The sequence below is a fragment of the bacterium genome (assembly GCA_021372535.1).
In the GTDB taxonomy this organism is placed as follows: Bacteria; Latescibacterota; Latescibacteria; order Latescibacterales; family Latescibacteraceae; genus JAFGMP01.
In genome coordinates, this window is sequence record JAJFUH010000230.1 from 1 (window position 1) to 17,766 (window position 17,766).

Consider the following 17,766-nt stretch of genomic DNA (forward strand, 5'->3'; position numbering starts at 1 on the left):
GGGATGATATCGGCGGATTCCTGCCTCATTACCTCGCGGAGGGTCTCATGGCCGATGATCCTTTCCAGACCATCGATCAGGACGGCATCGGGCAGCTCATCGATATCGGTATTCAGCGGGGCAGGGCCACGAGCAAGAACCTCAAGATCGGTATCTGCGGCGAGCACGGCGGCGAAGCCCGGTCGGTCGAGTTCTGCCACAAGGTGGGAATGAACTATGTATCCTGCTCGCCCTTCAGGGTACCGATAGCCCGTCATGCCGCCGCTCAGGCCGTTATCAAGCAGAAGTAATCACGGCATGATGGTTCAACATGAAAAGGCTCTCGTATGTGGGAGCCTTTTTAATTAAGACAGGATGTGCAGTCGTGTTTTTAATTGTTTGATGGGGAGTGATATATTATTCTTAATGGTATGAATGAGATACACCTGAAGTACCCCCGCGTTGCCGTTGCATGCGGCGGGACAAGGGAGGAAGCGGTCAGGAACGCCCTTGCGCTCGTTCGCGATGACATTCGGGCGAAGATAAAAGGGCATGTGATAGTCAAGCCGAATTTTCTCTCCTCGGTAACATACCTTGCCTCGACTCAGGCGGGTGCGGTACGGCCGGTGCTTGAACTCCTCGGGGAAACGGAGACCGATTCGGTTATAATCGCGGAAGGCGGATCGAGGTCAACCAGACAGGCGTTCGAGCGGTTCGGATATCACGAGTTGGCAAGGGATTTCGATGTACAACTTATCGACCTCAACCATAAGGGCTTCAGTCATTCATTGACACTGGTGACCGAGACCCGTGGAACACACGATATCGCCTTTTCCGATAGTGCTGCCGGGGCGGATACGGTCATTTCGGTTGCGGTCGCAAAAACCCATGACGCCGCTGCGGTGACCCTGTCCCTCAAGAACATGATGGGCTGTCTCCGACGGGTTCAGCGGCCTCGTATGCATGGAATTCAGCTCGGTACATTTGCCGAGGAGGTCGGAGAATTCCTCTGGAATGTCATCGAGGATCATTCGTGGATCATTAAAGCGATTTCATGGTTTGTTTTCCGCGTTGTGCATATCAAACGCTCGATAGAGCAGATGCAAACCCACGGTGCCATGCCCGGGCTTCTTTCGCAGGTGAGGGCGATGGCTGAAAATCTTGTCAGGCTCGGCGAAGTTCTCATGCCCGATATAGCGGTTATCGATGCCTTCGAGGCCATGGAGGGGGAGGGACCCGGCGATGGGACCCCCGTATCGATGAAAATTGCTGTTGCGGGAACCGATCCCGTTGCCTGCGATGCGGTCATGGCGTCGATGATGGGATTCGATATCGCGGATATCGGATATCTGACCCTGGCGCACGAACGGGGACTTGGCGTTGCGGACCTCGATAAAATCGAGGTTGTCGGCGAAGATATCGAAAAACATTCCCGCCGGTTCAAACCACATTCAAACTTCCCGTATCAGAAACGGTGGCGCGAGGCATGGAGCAAATAATTAACGGAAAGATGCATGAATCTGCCCCATGCCGGTGTATGCTTTTCGTGCTCTGGTGGCTGCTTTTAACGACGTTTTCCGGCGCCGCTGAGGTTCCGCTTCTCCGGTGGACAGCAGCCGATATGATTCCGGCGGGAGGAAATGTTTCTCTCCTTGAATTCAGCTCCTTCGGTATGGGGAAATATCCCTTCATACCGGCCTTTCCCGGTCCTGTCGTGCGTGTACGGATCGATGGTGTTCCGTTGCACGGCTGCTCACCGTTCGGGCCCGATCTTGGCTGTATCCCTGCTGCATTTGTCGATTCGTTGAAGAAAAGCGAAGAGGCCGGGACACTCGATTTTGTCACCCGAAACATAGAATCCGCTGAACCGGTGACCGAGACCGATTTTGCGCTGGGTTTACGCCAGAAATTTCATTTTCAGGCTTATTTCAACAGACATGTGGGTAAATCGGGCACTCTTTTTATCGGCGGCGCATCGAATGGAATTCATGGGTCGGAGGATACCGGGGCAACGAGTTTTCGCAGCTACCTGATGAAATACCGACGGTCGCTTGCTGACAGCGGATCCATTGTGTTTTCGGCGCGGATGCTCATGGATCGCGATGGTCTCGAGGACATTGAGAAGCAGAAATGGATGGGCAGCCGTGAAACCGGTTACACGGCGCTGTCGCTCGGAGTAAACGATCTTCCGCTGACTGGGCGGACTGTCGTGTCACCCCTTTTCTATTTCCAGTCCGGTGCATCGTATTTCCGACGGTATGGCGTACGGAAAAGTCTCGATGATGATTCCTTCGGTGTCTCGGTATCGTCTTCAACCCAGCTGGGGAATTCGACCATTACGACCCATATTTCGAGCGACTCGCGGGCAATCGATTCCCGTCTCCATGACCGGTCCTGGACATATAACGATTCCCGGGTTTCTTTAACCTGGATGCGGAATGGAAACCGGTATCGCTCAAAACTCCAGGGGGGTATGGTACGGTCATCGAAGTATGGTACAGGCGGAAATGGTGAAGCTGAATTCGCTTTTATTATCGGACCTTCACTCGAATGGTCGGTACGGGGCGGGGTGTTTGAGGATTCTCCCGATTATGGAACAGCAATCTATCCCTCGCTTGAATTCAGCGACTCTCTGTTTGTCTCACGGCTCGATATGTGGCGTACGAAAGGCTTTGAATCGGGTTTTACCATAAAACACAAGGGTGTGACAGCGGGTTTATACGGTTTCCGGTACAATGGGAAAATGCCGGTTTTCGAGCCTGAGAAATTCCTGAGTGCCATGAGTAATAACGGAGTATATTCGGGAGTGAGGTTCAAAGCCGCCACAGGTACGGAAGATCATTCCATTGCCGATGTTACGGTCCATTACACCGGTTCGTCGGATGGCGCGGATGTATGGCCGTATCCACGGTTTGATCTCGTCGCGCATGGCCAGGTATCGAAAAAAATATTGAAAGAAAAACTACTGACATCCTTTTTTGGTAAAGTGCATGTTTCAGAATGGGTGGATGGCCCTCTGAAACCGGACGGCACGGTATTTTTTCTCGACTGCGGAATGTCATTTGAAGTTTTGAGCCTGAAGATGTTCTATGTGATTGAAAACATCGCGGGTCAGGAAATGAAATGGTTCGATGCTATGGGATGTGACGGAAGAAATTCCATGTGGGGAATCAGGTGGGTGCTCAGAAATTAAACATGAGCCGTACCATGAAGCTGTTTTTTACTCTGGTGATTAAACTGCTGCATTTATGATGTCATGCCGAACTTGTTTCGGCATATATTCCGGAAATTGGTATCACTATATATTCACCTGTTGAAAGATGGATTCGAGAAATAATGAAATGCTGACACTTGAGCAAAAAAAAGAACGGGCGATTCTGGTCGGTATCGGGGTGGAATACAGGCAGAATGACGATCAGCACCGTAACGAGCCGCTCGAAGAGCTCCGGTTGCTCGCCGATACCGCTGGAGCCCTTGTCATCGAAACCATGATTCAGCCCCGTCAGGAAATCGATGCGACATATTATATGGGCAAGGGGAAAGCGCAGGAGCTTCTGGAAGAAGTCAACCGCCTCGAAGCGACATGCGTCATTTTCGATAACGACCTCGCCCCGGCTCAGGTGGCAAACCTTCAGAAGCTTCTCGATATCAAGGTTATAGACCGGTCAGGGCTAATACTCGATATATTCGCCTTCCGGGCACGAACCCGCGAGGCTAAAATACAGGTCGAGCTCGCCCAGCTGAAATACATGCTTCCCCGTCTGACCCGTCAGTGGACCCACCTTTCACGGCAGGTTGGCGGTATCGGCACGAGGGGGCCGGGAGAGACCCAGCTCGAGGTAGACCGTCGCCGTGTCAGGGACCGTATCGCTCACCTGGCACAGGTGCTTGCGACCATCGAAAAGCGCCGCGAACTGACCCGTAAAAAACGGGAATCGTGCTTCAGGATTTCTCTCGTGGGCTATACGAATGCAGGCAAATCGACACTGCTCAACGCACTGAGCGGTGCGGGTGTTCCGGTCGAGAACAAACTGTTCAAAACGCTCGATTCGGTAACCCGTCTGGTAAGGTATAAAGCCACACCGGACATGCTTATCTCTGATACGGTCGGGTTTATCAGGAACCTGCCACATGATCTCGTTGCATCGTTCCAGTCCACGCTTGCCGAGGTGCGTGATGCCGATCTGCTTCTCCATGTCATCGACATTACAAATCCCGAATGGGAAGAACAGGTCGAGGTTGTCATGAAGGTGCTTGCCGATCTCGGTGTATCGGAAACGAATACCATCCCGGTATTCAATAAAATCGACATGCTGGAAAACGAAACGCTTCTTACAGGTATTCGTGCCCGTTATCCGACAGCTGTTTGTGTTTCCTCGGTTACATTGTCGGGAATCGATGATCTCAAGGAAGCAATGCGTGCATCAGTGCTTCGGAATAACCTCATGCTCACCATGGAGTTCGGTCCGGGTGACGGGCCCCTTCTGAGCGCGGTCTACCGTCACGCCACAGTGCTGGAAACGAAAGAGGCGGGTGACCGTATCAGCCTCACCTTTACGATCCCTGCTTCCTTGGCGAAAAAGTATGGAATTGTATCAAAAGAACAGAGGACAACCTGATTAGTTCTTGACATACAGGCCTTATAGTAACTATATTTTACAAGCATGGGCGATTAGCTCAGATGGTTAGAGTGCCTGCTTGACATGCAGGAGGTCACTGGTTCAATTCCAGTATCGCCCACCATGAAAGACTTATTATACTCCTCAGTTATATAATGGCTCCCCGGATAACGGGAGCCTTTTTTTTATTATTGTCAGATGTTGCAGAACCAGGATAGAAGGCATCAGACAGTTACCTCAACTTCACGGATGGATTAAGTTATCGGTTCTGGTTTCCGTCGGCCGAAATGATTTTTGGACATGCAAACTTATGCAGTTGTTGTGGTCACTCGGGGCTAATTCGGAGAGAACAGGCGCTGAATCTTAAATGAATGGCAAATATAAACTACCAAACTATTTTTTAAAAAAACTTGACATTATTGAGGTATAATATTATATTGAAATTATCAAATACAATATTATTCTTTCATTATGCTTATTCAATAAAGAGTCAGAAGTATGTCTTACGGCAACTGACAACTGATAATTGAATTATAGCTGAATAAACTGTAGTTGCGTAGACAACTACAACTTTGTTCTCAGCCTTTCGACGAGGGAGGTTCAAATATGCCGGAACTGGAACCGAAGACACCTTCCAAGCTTTGTCTGCCTTGCCTTATCAGTGGACTGATCGTGCTCTGTGTCGTAATCATCCTGGTTTGGTACTTTCTACATTAAGCTGGTTGGAGGACTCATCCAATGGCAAGAATCTGCGATGACTACAAAGAATGGTTTGAAGAGAAGATCGAAACTCCGATCGAGGAACAAGAAAAGCGCACACGAAAAGAGTGCAAAAAAAAGAAATGTAAAAAGTGGTGTCTCTGCTGCAACAAGTGGTTTTGCTGGCTGGCGATATTCTTTATCTGGATCGTGAAGTGGATTATAAAGATTGTGGGTAAATGGCTCGTCTATACAGTCTGTAGAATTATCGGTGTGTTCTTGACGCTTGGGCTGACGATTCTCAATATCATAGGCTGGCCGGTGAAATGGCTCGGGTGCATTTTCTGGGGTGACAGCGATGTCGAAAAACTTCCGATGCACGACTTAAAACTCGAGGTGATTATTGTTGATTACGACGACGAGACAAGAAATCCTTGCACAAATGATGAAATTGATGATCGGATTAAACACGCTGACCGTATCTTGCGGGCAAGAGCGCGAATTGCGGTACAGCGTAGCAGTGCAATACGCCGGATGAACTCGAAAGCCCTGTATCGAATCGACGCATCCGGCATAGGTGGAAAAATCTCTGAATATCTGAAGGGTTTTGTTCTTCTCCTTGGCCGGAACAGTTGGAGAAACCTTACAGTTTACGTCGTTGGTAATATCTCTAACGCAGAAGGTCTTCACCTTCCTCTCTACGGATCTGTTTTTATTGGACATGGAACATATGATACCACACTGTGCCACGAGATCGGCCACGCACTGCTCAGTGTTTTCAACACCTATCACTCGAACACGGCGGATCACCTCATGTATACGCCACCGGATGAAAGAGAACTTGCGTGCGGCTGGCCTAAAGGTCTGCCAAAACTATCGCGAAACGAACGCTGTACAATGCGACGGAGTCGGTGGCTGGACTGGTCATGGATTCCGATTATTCCTTAGTCTTGCCTTACTATGTCCTGTACAGGAACTCATCCCGACACCGGTTGCATTGGCCGATTCTGCGCGCTGTCGCTAAACTGAGGTGAATTGCGGGAAATAGGGGAACAAAGTATGCAGTGCAGTGGTGATGGATGCCGTATGCAAAATCTTATATTTAAACAGGTTACTAAAATTATATGAGGTTTATGGATGTGCTTGACATGCAGGTGGTCACTGGTTCAATTCCAGTATAGCTCACCATGAACGATAATGACTTATAAATATCTCCGGCAAGTAGACAGATGATCATGGGGCTGTTCCTGCCGGTTCTTGCTGACAATAGTTTCGATTCTATATTGTTTTATGCCCGTTACTTCTCAATTCCCTTATCAAGTCAAATAATCGCCGCACGCCAGACAGTCAAGTATCCCGTAACGATCAGGTATCGAACGGTTGCATTGTTATTACTATCATTATGTAAATATGGTATAACAGTACATGATACTTGACAAATACTTTTTTAAGAATTATTATTATTTGCTATAATAATTTAGGCTATTTATATAGATAAATTATTATAATCGACAATATATATAATTATTATTTTTCATTTACAATATAATTCTTCTGAAAACAAGATATAAGATAATATCATTCTGGTTTCCGCATAATGGCAAAAGTACTGATAGTTGATGACGACAAGATGATCTGTGAAATGCTGTCCTGTCAGGTAAAGGAAATGGGATATCAGGTCGAGTATGTGCATTCTCTGAAAAGTGCTTATAAAAAAGTATGTTGCGATGACATTGATGTTGTTTTTTTAGATGTACAGTTACCCGACGGAAACGGCCTTGACGTTATACCCGCGATCAGAGAAACACCCTCATCCCCCGAAGTAATCATAATTACGGGTTCCGGTGATCCCAATGGCGCGGAACTTGCGATAAACAACGGTGCCTGGGATTATATCGAAAAGCAATCATCATTGAAAGAAATTATTTTATCGCTCAAACGGGCAATACAATACCGTGAAGAAAAATTATTAAAAAAAACGCCGGTTGTTCTTAATCTGAAAGGCATTATCGGAAGCAGTAAGCCTTTTTTACAATGCTTGAATCTTCTGGCTCAGGCCGCTATCAGTGATGTGAATGTTCTCGTTACCGGTGAAACCGGAACGGGAAAAGAGTTGTTTTCATGGGCGATACATGAGAACAGCAGGCGTTCGGAAAAAAGCTTCGTGGTTGTGGATTGCACCGCGCTTCCGGAAACACTCGTTGAGAGTATACTTTTCGGTCATAGAAAAGGTGCCTTTACGGGTGCGGTGCAAGATCAGATAGGACTTGTCAAGCAAGCTGATGGAGGGACATTATTTCTTGATGAGATTGGCGAACTTCCGTTTTCCCTTCAAAAAACCTTTCTGAGAGTACTGGAACTCCATCGTTTCCGGCCAATCGGTTCCCAGACGGAGGTGACAAGTAATTTCAGGCTGATAGCTGCCACAAACCGTAATCTCGATAACATGGTACAAAGTGGCGAATTCAGAAAGGATCTTCTCTACCGTCTCCGTTCGTTCAATATTCATATCCAGCCATTGAGAGAGCGGAAAGAAGATATAAGAGATATTGCAGCTTATTACATAAGAAGCATATGCGAACGATACGGAATATCGATAAAAGGGTATTCACCTGAGTTCTTATATGCATTGACAGAATATGACTGGCCTGGCAATGTCAGAGAGCTGGTCAACACTATGGAATGGGTCATCTCCAATGCCCGGGACAAACACACCCTCTTTCCGACAAACCTGCCTCCCAATATTCGCATCCACCTTGCACGCGCTTCGGTCAGCAAGAAGAAGAGCGATGAAAAAATCCCCTATACACAATTCTTGCCTTATAAGGATTTTCTCAATGATTCCGGCAAGGAATATCTGAGCAGCCTCATGAATTCAACAAACGGTGATGTGAGAGAAGCATGTCGTATATCGGGTCTCTCGCGTTCACGGCTTTATGGGCTTCTCAAACAGTTCAAATTGTCCTCTCCCCAGTAATCTCATTATTCCCGCAAAAAGCTGACAGAATACAATCCTGAATATCGGACTCTGTCCTATCAACAGGACATTTCCCGGATTATTCCGTGTGGTTATTTTAAATGCAAAATTGTATTGGCTGATGCTAACAATATGATAATTAATAATTAAGATCACCATGCAAAAAAGTGGAACGGAATTTGTAATTATAACTGCACAGCAAGCGACTCCGTTTACACTGAATGAAAGGATTTAAAACAAGATGAAAATTCTTTTTTACATGAAGCCGGATTACAACGAAGCGAAGTTCTTTAAGTATGCGATAGAATCTAAAGTACCTGTACAAAATAAGGAAACCTATGGGAGTATCGAGGAATTGAAGAATAGACTGTTCAGACCTTCATGCCAAAATGTCATAATCGTATTTTTTGTCAAAGACCAGAATGACCTCGATAATATCGCTTCCATTCATGCGGTTCTTCGGAACATCAGGATCATTTTAATTCTTCCCGACCATAGTGATACAACGATATCAAAAGGATATTCGTTATACCCGCGTTTTTTGAGTTTTTTCGATCGGAATCATTCAGAAATTGCCGCCATACTGGATAAAATGATAATGAGTCAGCAGGACAAAGAGGAAATGCGCGATGGGAGCGGCTGTGAGTAACGGAACGGCAAAAAGTGATAAGTATCCGGGCATGCATTCTGCCTGCGAGAAATGTGCCGTATATATTAGATATAAGTTAATTTTTCGACTGTCATATATGGAATAAACCGTTAACTATCATCACTGGATTTGAAAAGGAGGAGGTATACATGCCCGGATCGGAATAATGTCGGTATAAAATCGACATGGATTTATAAGTTCTGCTTCAGACAAAAAATCTGGTAAGGTTCGTTTTACGAATTACCTGGTGATCATTCAAAAAAAATTATATAACCCGGATTTTACAAAAAAGGAGAAAAAAATGTTTAAGAATATGGGACTTTCAACGAAAATTACCTTGGGATTCGGCATTATCATTATGATTGCAACCATAATAGGGTATGTTGGATGGAGCAGTTTAAGAACCGTCCGAATTAAGGTTGATATCGGTGATTCTGCAAACCGTATGGTTAAAGACTCGCTGACAGGCCGCCAGCATGAAAAGAATTTTATGCTTCGCAAGGATAAACAGTATTTCGAGGAAGCCAAGACTCTCACTGAACAATTCCATCAGCAAAGCGCAGAAACAATCAAAAAACTGGATAAAAACAAAGACAAAGAAGCCGTCTCACAGATCGATTCGAAATTTGATGAATGGCTGAAAGGATTAACTACCTTTGTTACTCTCGAGGACCAGAAAACACAAGCAGAGGAGGACATGGTAGCGCAGGCACGGGTGGCGATTACTGAAATCGAAAATATGTATAATGACCAGAAGAAAAAGCTTATAGACGAGATATCCCGGCAGCGTGTATCGGAATCTGTCAAGGATCGTGTTGAAAAGGCCGATGATGTTAATCTTCTCAACAAATATATTCTTGAAGCCCGCCGTCAGGAGAAGAATTATATACTCCGGGGAGACCAGCAGTCGATTGATAGTGTTAATAAAACGGTCACTGATCTGCTGAACCTCTGTAATGACCTGAAAGTACGTTTCAAGGATTCCGCCAATGACCAGCAGGCCGATAAAGTTATAAGCGCTGTGGGAGAATACTATAAAGATTTCAATACCTATATATCGCTTGTTCAGAATCAGAAAAAAGAAGAAGAAGGCATGGTCGCATCTGCTCGTGAGCTTCAGGAAAAGGCCGGCGAATTGCGTCAGGACCAGAAAGCCTCCATGCTTTCGACAATGTCAAGAGCAAATTTTCTCATGGTATTACTGATTATCAGCGGAATCATTATCGGGATAGTGCTGGGATATATCATTTCGCGCGGAATTGTGAAACCGATCAGAGACATCTTCAAGGGATTAAGCACGTTGAGTACAAAAGAACTGCATGAAACCGGAGAAAGCTTCAGAAAGATTATCGAGGGTATGACAAGCGGTTCTGAGCAGGTTGCCGCAGCTTCAAACCAGGTATCTTCGACAAGCCAGCAGATGGCCGAAGGTGCAAGCGAGCAGGCCTCGGGTATCGAGGAAGTATCCTCATCTCTTGAAGAGATAACCTCGATGACAAAGCAGAATGCCGAGAATGCGAAACAGGCCGATACTATGGCGAATGACGCGCAAAGAACGGCGGAAAAAGGCTCCGAAACAATGAAAAAGATGATAGAATCCATCAATAAGATAAAAGCCTCTTCCGATGAAACCGCAAAGATTCTGAAAACTATCGATGAAATTGCTTTCCAGACCAATCTTCTGGCTCTCAATGCCGCTGTGGAAGCTGCCCGTGCGGGTGAAGCGGGAATGGGATTTGCCGTTGTGGCGGAAGAAGTGCGTAATCTTGCTCAGCGGAGCGCCGAGGCTGCAAAAAATACTGCTTCCCTGATCGAAGGATCACAAATGAATGCCGACAACGGTGTTGAGGTAAATAAAGAAGTTGCGGAGATTTTTGATGAGATTGCGCAGACCACGCAGAAAGTAAAACAGCTCATCAGTGAAGTTTCCGCTGCCAGCGAAGAACAGGCACAGGGAGTCACTCAGGTGAATGTCGCCATTGCGCAGATGGATAAGGTTACACAGAGTTCCGCGGCCAATGCGGAAGAATCTGCTTCTGCAAGTCAGGAGCTTTCCTCGCAGGCTTCCGAGCTCTATAGAATGGTTGAAACGCTTATAGGTATCGTTGATGGTGCGGACGGCAATCATAACGGAAAAGGCATGATAAAACCTTTACCCAAAGCCAGAGCGCCCAAGGGACTTCCCGGGCCCAAGAAAAACCAGCCCAAAACCTTTCATGCGTCAAAGACATCAGCAGCACAGACAACCCATGTCATGAAACCGAATGATGTGATTCCGCTCGATGATGAGTTTGAAGAGTTTTAAACATCATCTTCGGTTTTCTCCGCAGGAGAGGGGGGGCTTCCCTGAGTTTTCTGGTCAGTCACCCCTCTTCACAAAAAACAGTTCATGACCTCCGGTGTTAATAACAGTACAATCAAAGGATATAAAAATGCGTATAGTTTATCCATTAATATGCCTGTCTGTAGTGCTGATGTTCATATGCCCGGACAGCTTTGCACAGACACCGACACAGACTCAGAATCTGAATGATGTATTGGCGCTTATAAAAAGTGTCGAGGAAAGAATCCAGGCTCTCGATGAGCAGCAGAAACAGGATGTGCCTTCCAGAATCGCTCAGCTGGAGCAGGATATAGCTCAGATCAGGAATACAACTCAGACAGACAGTGAGGTCATGAAGGGATTTGCGACGGAAATACGATCGCTGATGTCCGAACTTCGTAATAATATCGATAATTCATCGAAACCCGGCCCGTCCGCTCAAGCCCCTCAAACGAAGGATGTACCGGAAAAAAAAGCATCTACTGAAGATTTCAAGGTTTTCTGGAAGAATGGTATCTGCATGAATACCACCGATAAAGCATTTCAGATCAAGTTCGGTGCCCGGATTATGAATGATTGGACGTTCATGTCCGGACAGAAAAAAGTTGAGGAAACTGTCGGTACGTTCCAGGATGGCACTGAATTCCGAAGAGCCTGGATTCAGTGTTCGGGAATAATCTATAACAACCTTGAATTCAATGCACTGTATGGTCTGAATGGCGGGAAAGTCGATATTCTTGATGTATATGCCGGTCTGCGCGATATCCCTGCTGTTGGGAATGTGCGTATCGGACATTTCAAAGAGCCGATCGGGATGGAACAGCTCACGAGCAGCAATGATATTACATTCATCGAGCGGTCGTTCAGCCAGTCACTAAATCCTTTCAGAGACACCGGTATCATGCTTTTCAATACAGTTATACAGAAGCGTGCGACATGGGCATTGGGCGCCTTCCGTGAAACCGACTCTTACGGCAATGGCACGGGGAAAGGGAAATACAATTATACGGCACGGCTGACCGGACTACCGGTTTTCGCGGAGAACGGCAAGATACTTCTTCATGTCGGAGCATCATACAGTTACAGAAATCCGTTAAATGATCAGGTAGTGTATAAATCACGTCCGGAAACACATATAGGGCCTCAATTTGTGGACACCGGTAATCTCAAGGCTGACAATGTGGGTTTGATCAATGGAGAGCTCGGCGGAGTATACGGCCGTGGGTCCGTTCAGGGCGAGTATATCCGTTCCGGAGTTGAGATGAAAACCGGCGCTGATGCCGATTTTTCCTCATTTTATATAATGGGGAGCTTTTTCCTGACTCATAATTCACGTGCCTATAAACAGGCAAACGGGGCATTCGGTGGTGCGGTCATGACCGAAAACAATTATTATGGGAACGGGGGATACGGCGCATGGGAATTGGCCGTACGGTATTCAAAAATCGACCTCACCGATGGAGAAATAAACGGCGGTGAAGCGAACGATATCACTTTCGGCGTGAACTGGTATCTCAATTCGAATGCCCGGGTGATGCTGAATTATATCCGTTCTGATCTTGAGGATATCGGAAAGGCAAACGCTTTTATTATGAGATTTCAGATCAATATATAATTTTATGCAAAAATAATGCATGAAATAAATATATTCATATTATTTTAACTTGATTTTTTATGGTTTGAGTGCTATTTACTTTTGTAAAAGTAAAATAATAGTTATTCATGTGGGAATGATACCCGTATACAGGAATCAAAAAACGGGAGGTATTTTCTGATTTTTAAAGGGAACTCATCGTCTGGTAAAATATATATGATAGAGAAAATATCTTTTAAGTACCGATGAACAAAATTGGGATCTGGAGATGTCAAGAGCGTGTGGATCGGTCAGTCGCGTTTTTTTCCGACAGCTGAACCCGTACATACTGAATTATTAAACGAAGTCGGAATATTTTCTTATAAGCAAGCCATACCCAAACAAACAATACCACCTCTATTCGGGTATTCTGATGCTCTTTCAAAACATGAAAACAAAAATCGTAATTATGGTTGCCCTCCTGGTTCTTGTGTGGGCGGTCGTTATAAATGTTGTAATATCATCATATTATCAGAAGAAATTTAAAGAGAGTATAACCGATCAGCAGTTTACATTTATATCTCTCATGGCGGAGGGAATATCGAAAGAAATAACAAAAGCGCAAAACATTCTCACGGAAACATCCAAATGGGTAACACCTGACATAATTAACGATCCTGAAAAGGCTCAGAGCTTTCTCGATAGTCGCACTGGATTACATGAAATTTATAATAATGGGATTTTTTTCCTTTCCACCGAAGGGAAAAGAATCGCGGAAAGTCCCTTTAAACTTGAAAGACGTGGGCTGGATGTCTCCAATCGGGATTATTATAAATATGTAATGGCTTATGGAAAGCCATATATATCCGCTCCGTATATTTCCACCCAGGAACATCATCATCCCTCAATCATGCTTGCCTGTCCTATCAGAGATAATAAAGGACTTATAATTGGTATTTTTGAGGGCAGTATTGATCTCATGAGAGGAAGTTTTCTGGAGGAGCTTTCCAAGGTTAAAATCGGTAAGACGGGATATATCTCTTTATATACCCAGGATGGTGTCAGAATCATGCATCCCGATAAAAATCTGATCATGGAAAAAAGCAATGATAAAATGATCGAAGAAGGATTTGAGGGGACGATTGAGATGGTTACAGGAACAGATGTCCCCGTCCTTAGAATATATAAAAAGGTGGAAAAAACTCAATGGGTTTTAACCGCAAATTACCCTGTCAGTGAAGCGTATAAACCGGTTATAACTGCTAAAAAAGCATTTTACTGGGTTGGTACTGCAATAGTTTTTACTATCGGGATTTTTACATGGCTTCTAGTGATGAAGTTATTTCAACCTATTATTTCCTTGTCTGATCAGGTTAAAAAAATCGGAACTTCATCTGAAAGAAACAAAAAAGTTACAATTGCCAGTAAGGATGAAATTGGAAGTCTTGCTGAAAATATAAACATAATGCTCGATGATATCGAATCCACCCAGAATGACCTCAGAAAAAGCGAGGAAAGTCTTGATATTACCCTCAATTCCATAGGGGATGGGATTATCGCTGCAGATATTGACGGATGTGTCAGCCGTCTGAATCCGGTGGCAGAAGTACTCACAGGATGGCGTGTACATGATGCTCTCGGTCGTTCGATTGAGGATATTTTCCCTATCGTAAACGAAGTCAGCGGAAATTCCGAAATTAGTCCTGTTGACCGTATTATGAACGACGTAAAAGATTCAGGAATTACTGATTATGCGGTATTGCGTGCCAAGGATCATACAGAGAGGTTGATTTCTTATATCTGTTCGCCCATACGCAATAAGGAAGACATTGTCAATGGTGTGGTGATTGTTTTCAGGGATATAACGGAGAGCAGAAAAGCAGAGAAAAAAATGAATTTCCAGGCAACAATTCTAGAGAATATGACCGATCTTGTGATCTGTACGGATTTTGAGGGTACTATCATTTATACCAGTCCTTCTGTTTTGAAAGCAAATCGTTCCGATTACAATCAATTTATGAACCAGAATATATGTAAGGTATTTAAAAGAATATTTACCAACACATATATTCCTGAAATCTTCGAAAAGACTAAATCCGGTGGATGGCGCGGTGAGCTGCAATACACTATGGAAGGAGAGCATCGTTATATAAGCGTACAATCCACGGTTATGTATGATGAAAATCAGTCTCTTGTAGCCTTGATTTTTGTTGGCCGTGATATAACACGTGACAAGCTGGATGAAGAAGAACGAACAAGAATGGCTCTGGCTGTGGAACAGGCAAATGAAGCAATTTATATAACCGATACTGAAGGAATAATAAATTATGTGAATCCGGCTTTTGAGCGAATTACAGGTTATTCACGGTCGGAAGCGCTTGAGCATACTCCCGATTTTATTAATAGTGAATTCGGCATTCAATTCTTTCAGAATATAATGTTGGAAAAAACAAAAAAATGTGAGGAATGGCGGGGTCAGATTACCTATAAAAGGAAGGATGGTAAACTGATTGAAGTTGAAACAACCATTTCACCGGTATGCGATAGTAACAGGAATGTATTTAATTACCTGGTTATAAATCGTGATGTAACGCAGGTACTCAAATTGGAACAAATGCTTCGCCAGGCACAAAAAATGGAGGCAATAGGTACGCTGGCAGGAGGTATCGCGCATGATTTTAATAATATACTTTTTGCTATAGTTGGTTATACTGAAATGGCCATGACGAATATAAGCACGGAAAGCGCTACCGGTAAGTATTTGAAAGAAGTCCTTAGAGCCGGTGACAGGGCAAAAGAACTTATCAAACAAATACTGGCGTTCAGCCGTCAGATCGAAGCGGAACGCAGGCCGATACAAATTCAGCCTGTTGTTAAGGAAAGTCTGAAATTGTTGCAGGCAACATTACCCAAAACAATTAAAATCAAGCAGAATATTAATTCAAATTGCGGTGTTATTCTGGCAGATCCTACCCAGATACATCAGGTACTTATGAATCTCTGTACGAATGCGTTTCATGCTATGAAAGATCATGGCGGGGTGCTCGATGTGAGCTTGAGCCAGATAACTGCCGATAAGCATTTTATACAATTCCATCCGAATCTTAAAGAAAGGGATTATGTTGTTCTGAAAGTATCCGATACCGGAACGGGCATGGATAAACTAACAATGGAACGTATTTTCGAACCATACTTCAGCACAAAATCTCAGGGTGAAGGTACCGGTCTGGGCCTGGCAACAGTCCATGGTATTGTAAAGAATCACGGCGGTGATATAAGTGTGTACAGCGAGCCGGGGAAAGGTACTATTTTCCATGTTTATTTCCCGCGTGTTGATGAGCATGAACAAACGAAAAATCATGATAAAACTGTTCTGCCTGGTGGTAACGAACGCATTCTCTTTATTGATGATGAAGAACAATTGACAAATCTTATTAAACGAATGCTGGAACATTTAGGGTATAAAGTCACAGCTTATAACAGTTGTGTGGATGCGCTTGACGTGTTTCGTACACAACCGGACCAATTCGATCTTGTTATTACCGATTACATGATGCCGAATATGAATGGCATGGATTTATCCAGAGAAATTATCAAAATAAGAAAAGATATCCCGGTTATCCTTATAAGTGGTTTCGGTGATATGATTCATAAAGAAAAGCTTAATGAAATCGGAATTAAGGAAGTTATAATGAAACCGATTTTAACGAAGGATCTTGCTATTACAATACGGAAATTCATAACGAAATAATAGACCGGATTGAATCTATTTTATTATAAATCGGTATTTCCCGGTACTATGAACCAATGGTTATTCTCTATGCGCAAATCATTATTAATATGAAAAAACATGCGGCTGCTGACTATATACCGAAAGTTTACGAACACCACGTAAAAATGTCATGGGACAGGGCATTAGAAGCGTTGTGATAAACAGAGTTTACGTGGATATAAGTTGTCAAGGATCGGCACGAAGTGCCGATTTACATTTGTTTGACAACACCGAAACAACACATTTCGTCATGGGGCTCGTGAAAAATATACTTTATCACAGCCCTCTTAATCAAGTTACGAATAAATATTGCTTTCTCTCCCGGCAGTTGCGAAGCTTGATAATATTATTCCCCGACAGCAGTCACATACCCCACAAAGCTTCATAGTTTCCAGATACCTCGCCTTCGGGAATTTCTGTGTCCTTGCGTATCCGATAAAAAAAGGTTGAATTAGAATTATTTTGATGATAGCTTATAACTTATAATATGTAGTAAAATAACCGGAGTAGAAAATGTAAACGATTCAAAAAATGAATATAATAATAGTATTATTATCATTCTTTAATAACTTTTATGTAGACAGTTCAACAAGATACGATTCGGGAAGCCTTGATTTACACATAGGTTTATCTTTATCTTCTCTACATTTTTCATTGGTGACATGCAAGGTGTTGGCTCTGACGATGAGAAGCATGTAAACACGCTTACAATTTCGGCTTTCGAAATGAGCACAACAGACATTATACAGGGACATTATATACTTTGATATGTACACCTGTATTTACCCATATAAAATATTGAAGAACCCCAAAAAACTCTATTCAATGGTCATACAAATGAAATTTCAATCACATAATCAGTCGAAGATGAAATTTTTAGTTCTGACCGTTTTATTAATCAGTTTTTTTATCGGTATTTATTATTTTTACAGTAAATATGAAGTTATAAAAAAAGGAAATAAATACAAACCAGATAAAACAGAAATTGTTTTCAGAGGTCCTTGTGATGGGATTCTACGCTTGGCAGGAAAAGGAAATTATATAAAAAGAGCTGCGGAAAATATGCTGCAAACCACGTTTACTGATGATGAAATAAAAGAAATTAAGCGATTAACAAAACTTCCTAAAAATATTCAACCTCTAGATACTGATGTATCATTAGCAATGCGTGTGGC

At 43.9% G+C, this 17,766-nt stretch carries 11 protein-coding genes and 1 tRNA gene; all 12 read left to right on the forward strand.

Annotated features, from left to right (window positions below):
- A partial coding sequence (locus LLG96_19940) for a pyruvate, phosphate dikinase (GenBank protein ID MCE5252480.1) occupies positions 1-290 on the forward strand: 290 nt, incomplete at its 5' end.
- A 120-nt stretch (positions 291-410) separates the two neighbouring features.
- Positions 411-1,478 (forward strand): DUF362 domain-containing protein, encoded by a 1,068-nt coding sequence (locus tag LLG96_19945; protein MCE5252481.1) that lies wholly within the window; start codon positions 411-413, stop codon positions 1,476-1,478.
- Positions 1,466-3,172 carry a hypothetical protein gene (locus LLG96_19950; protein MCE5252482.1) on the forward strand — a complete coding sequence of 569 codons (1,707 nt, stop codon included), beginning with the start codon at positions 1,466-1,468 and terminating at the stop codon, positions 3,170-3,172. The genes LLG96_19945 and LLG96_19950 overlap by 13 nt, the downstream gene beginning before the upstream one ends.
- Positions 3,173-3,320: 148 nt before the next feature.
- Positions 3,321-4,598, forward strand: a complete 1,278-nt coding sequence (gene hflX, locus LLG96_19955; protein MCE5252483.1) for a GTPase HflX — start codon at positions 3,321-3,323, stop codon at positions 4,596-4,598.
- 47 nt (positions 4,599-4,645) lie between these two features.
- Positions 4,646-4,722 (forward strand) — tRNA-Val (locus LLG96_19960).
- 614 nt (positions 4,723-5,336) lie between these two features.
- Positions 5,337-6,245 (forward strand): hypothetical protein, encoded by a 909-nt coding sequence (locus tag LLG96_19965; GenBank protein ID MCE5252484.1) that lies wholly within the window; start codon positions 5,337-5,339, stop codon positions 6,243-6,245.
- A 649-nt stretch (positions 6,246-6,894) separates the two neighbouring features.
- Positions 6,895-8,274, forward strand: coding sequence for a sigma-54 dependent transcriptional regulator (locus LLG96_19970; protein MCE5252485.1), 1,380 nt, complete (start codon positions 6,895-6,897; stop codon positions 8,272-8,274).
- Positions 8,275-8,515: 241 nt separating this feature from the next.
- Entirely contained in the window at positions 8,516-8,923 is a 408-nt protein-coding gene (locus LLG96_19975) for a hypothetical protein (protein MCE5252486.1), read from the forward strand.
- 301 nt (positions 8,924-9,224) lie between these two features.
- Positions 9,225-11,228: a methyl-accepting chemotaxis protein gene (locus tag LLG96_19980; GenBank protein ID MCE5252487.1), complete on the forward strand. Its 2,004-nt coding sequence runs from the start codon at positions 9,225-9,227 to the stop codon at positions 11,226-11,228.
- A 127-nt stretch (positions 11,229-11,355) separates the two neighbouring features.
- The gene (locus LLG96_19985; GenBank protein MCE5252488.1) at positions 11,356-12,861 is read left to right on the forward strand and encodes a hypothetical protein; all 1,506 of its coding nucleotides are present in this window, start codon (positions 11,356-11,358) and stop codon (positions 12,859-12,861) included.
- 406 nt (positions 12,862-13,267) lie between these two features.
- Positions 13,268-16,570 carry a PAS domain S-box protein gene (locus tag LLG96_19990; protein ID MCE5252489.1) on the forward strand — a complete coding sequence of 1,101 codons (3,303 nt, stop codon included), beginning with the start codon at positions 13,268-13,270 and terminating at the stop codon, positions 16,568-16,570.
- 888 nt (positions 16,571-17,458) lie between these two features.
- On the forward strand, positions 17,459-17,766 hold a 308-nt coding region (locus tag LLG96_19995; protein ID MCE5252490.1), incomplete at its 3' end, for a hypothetical protein.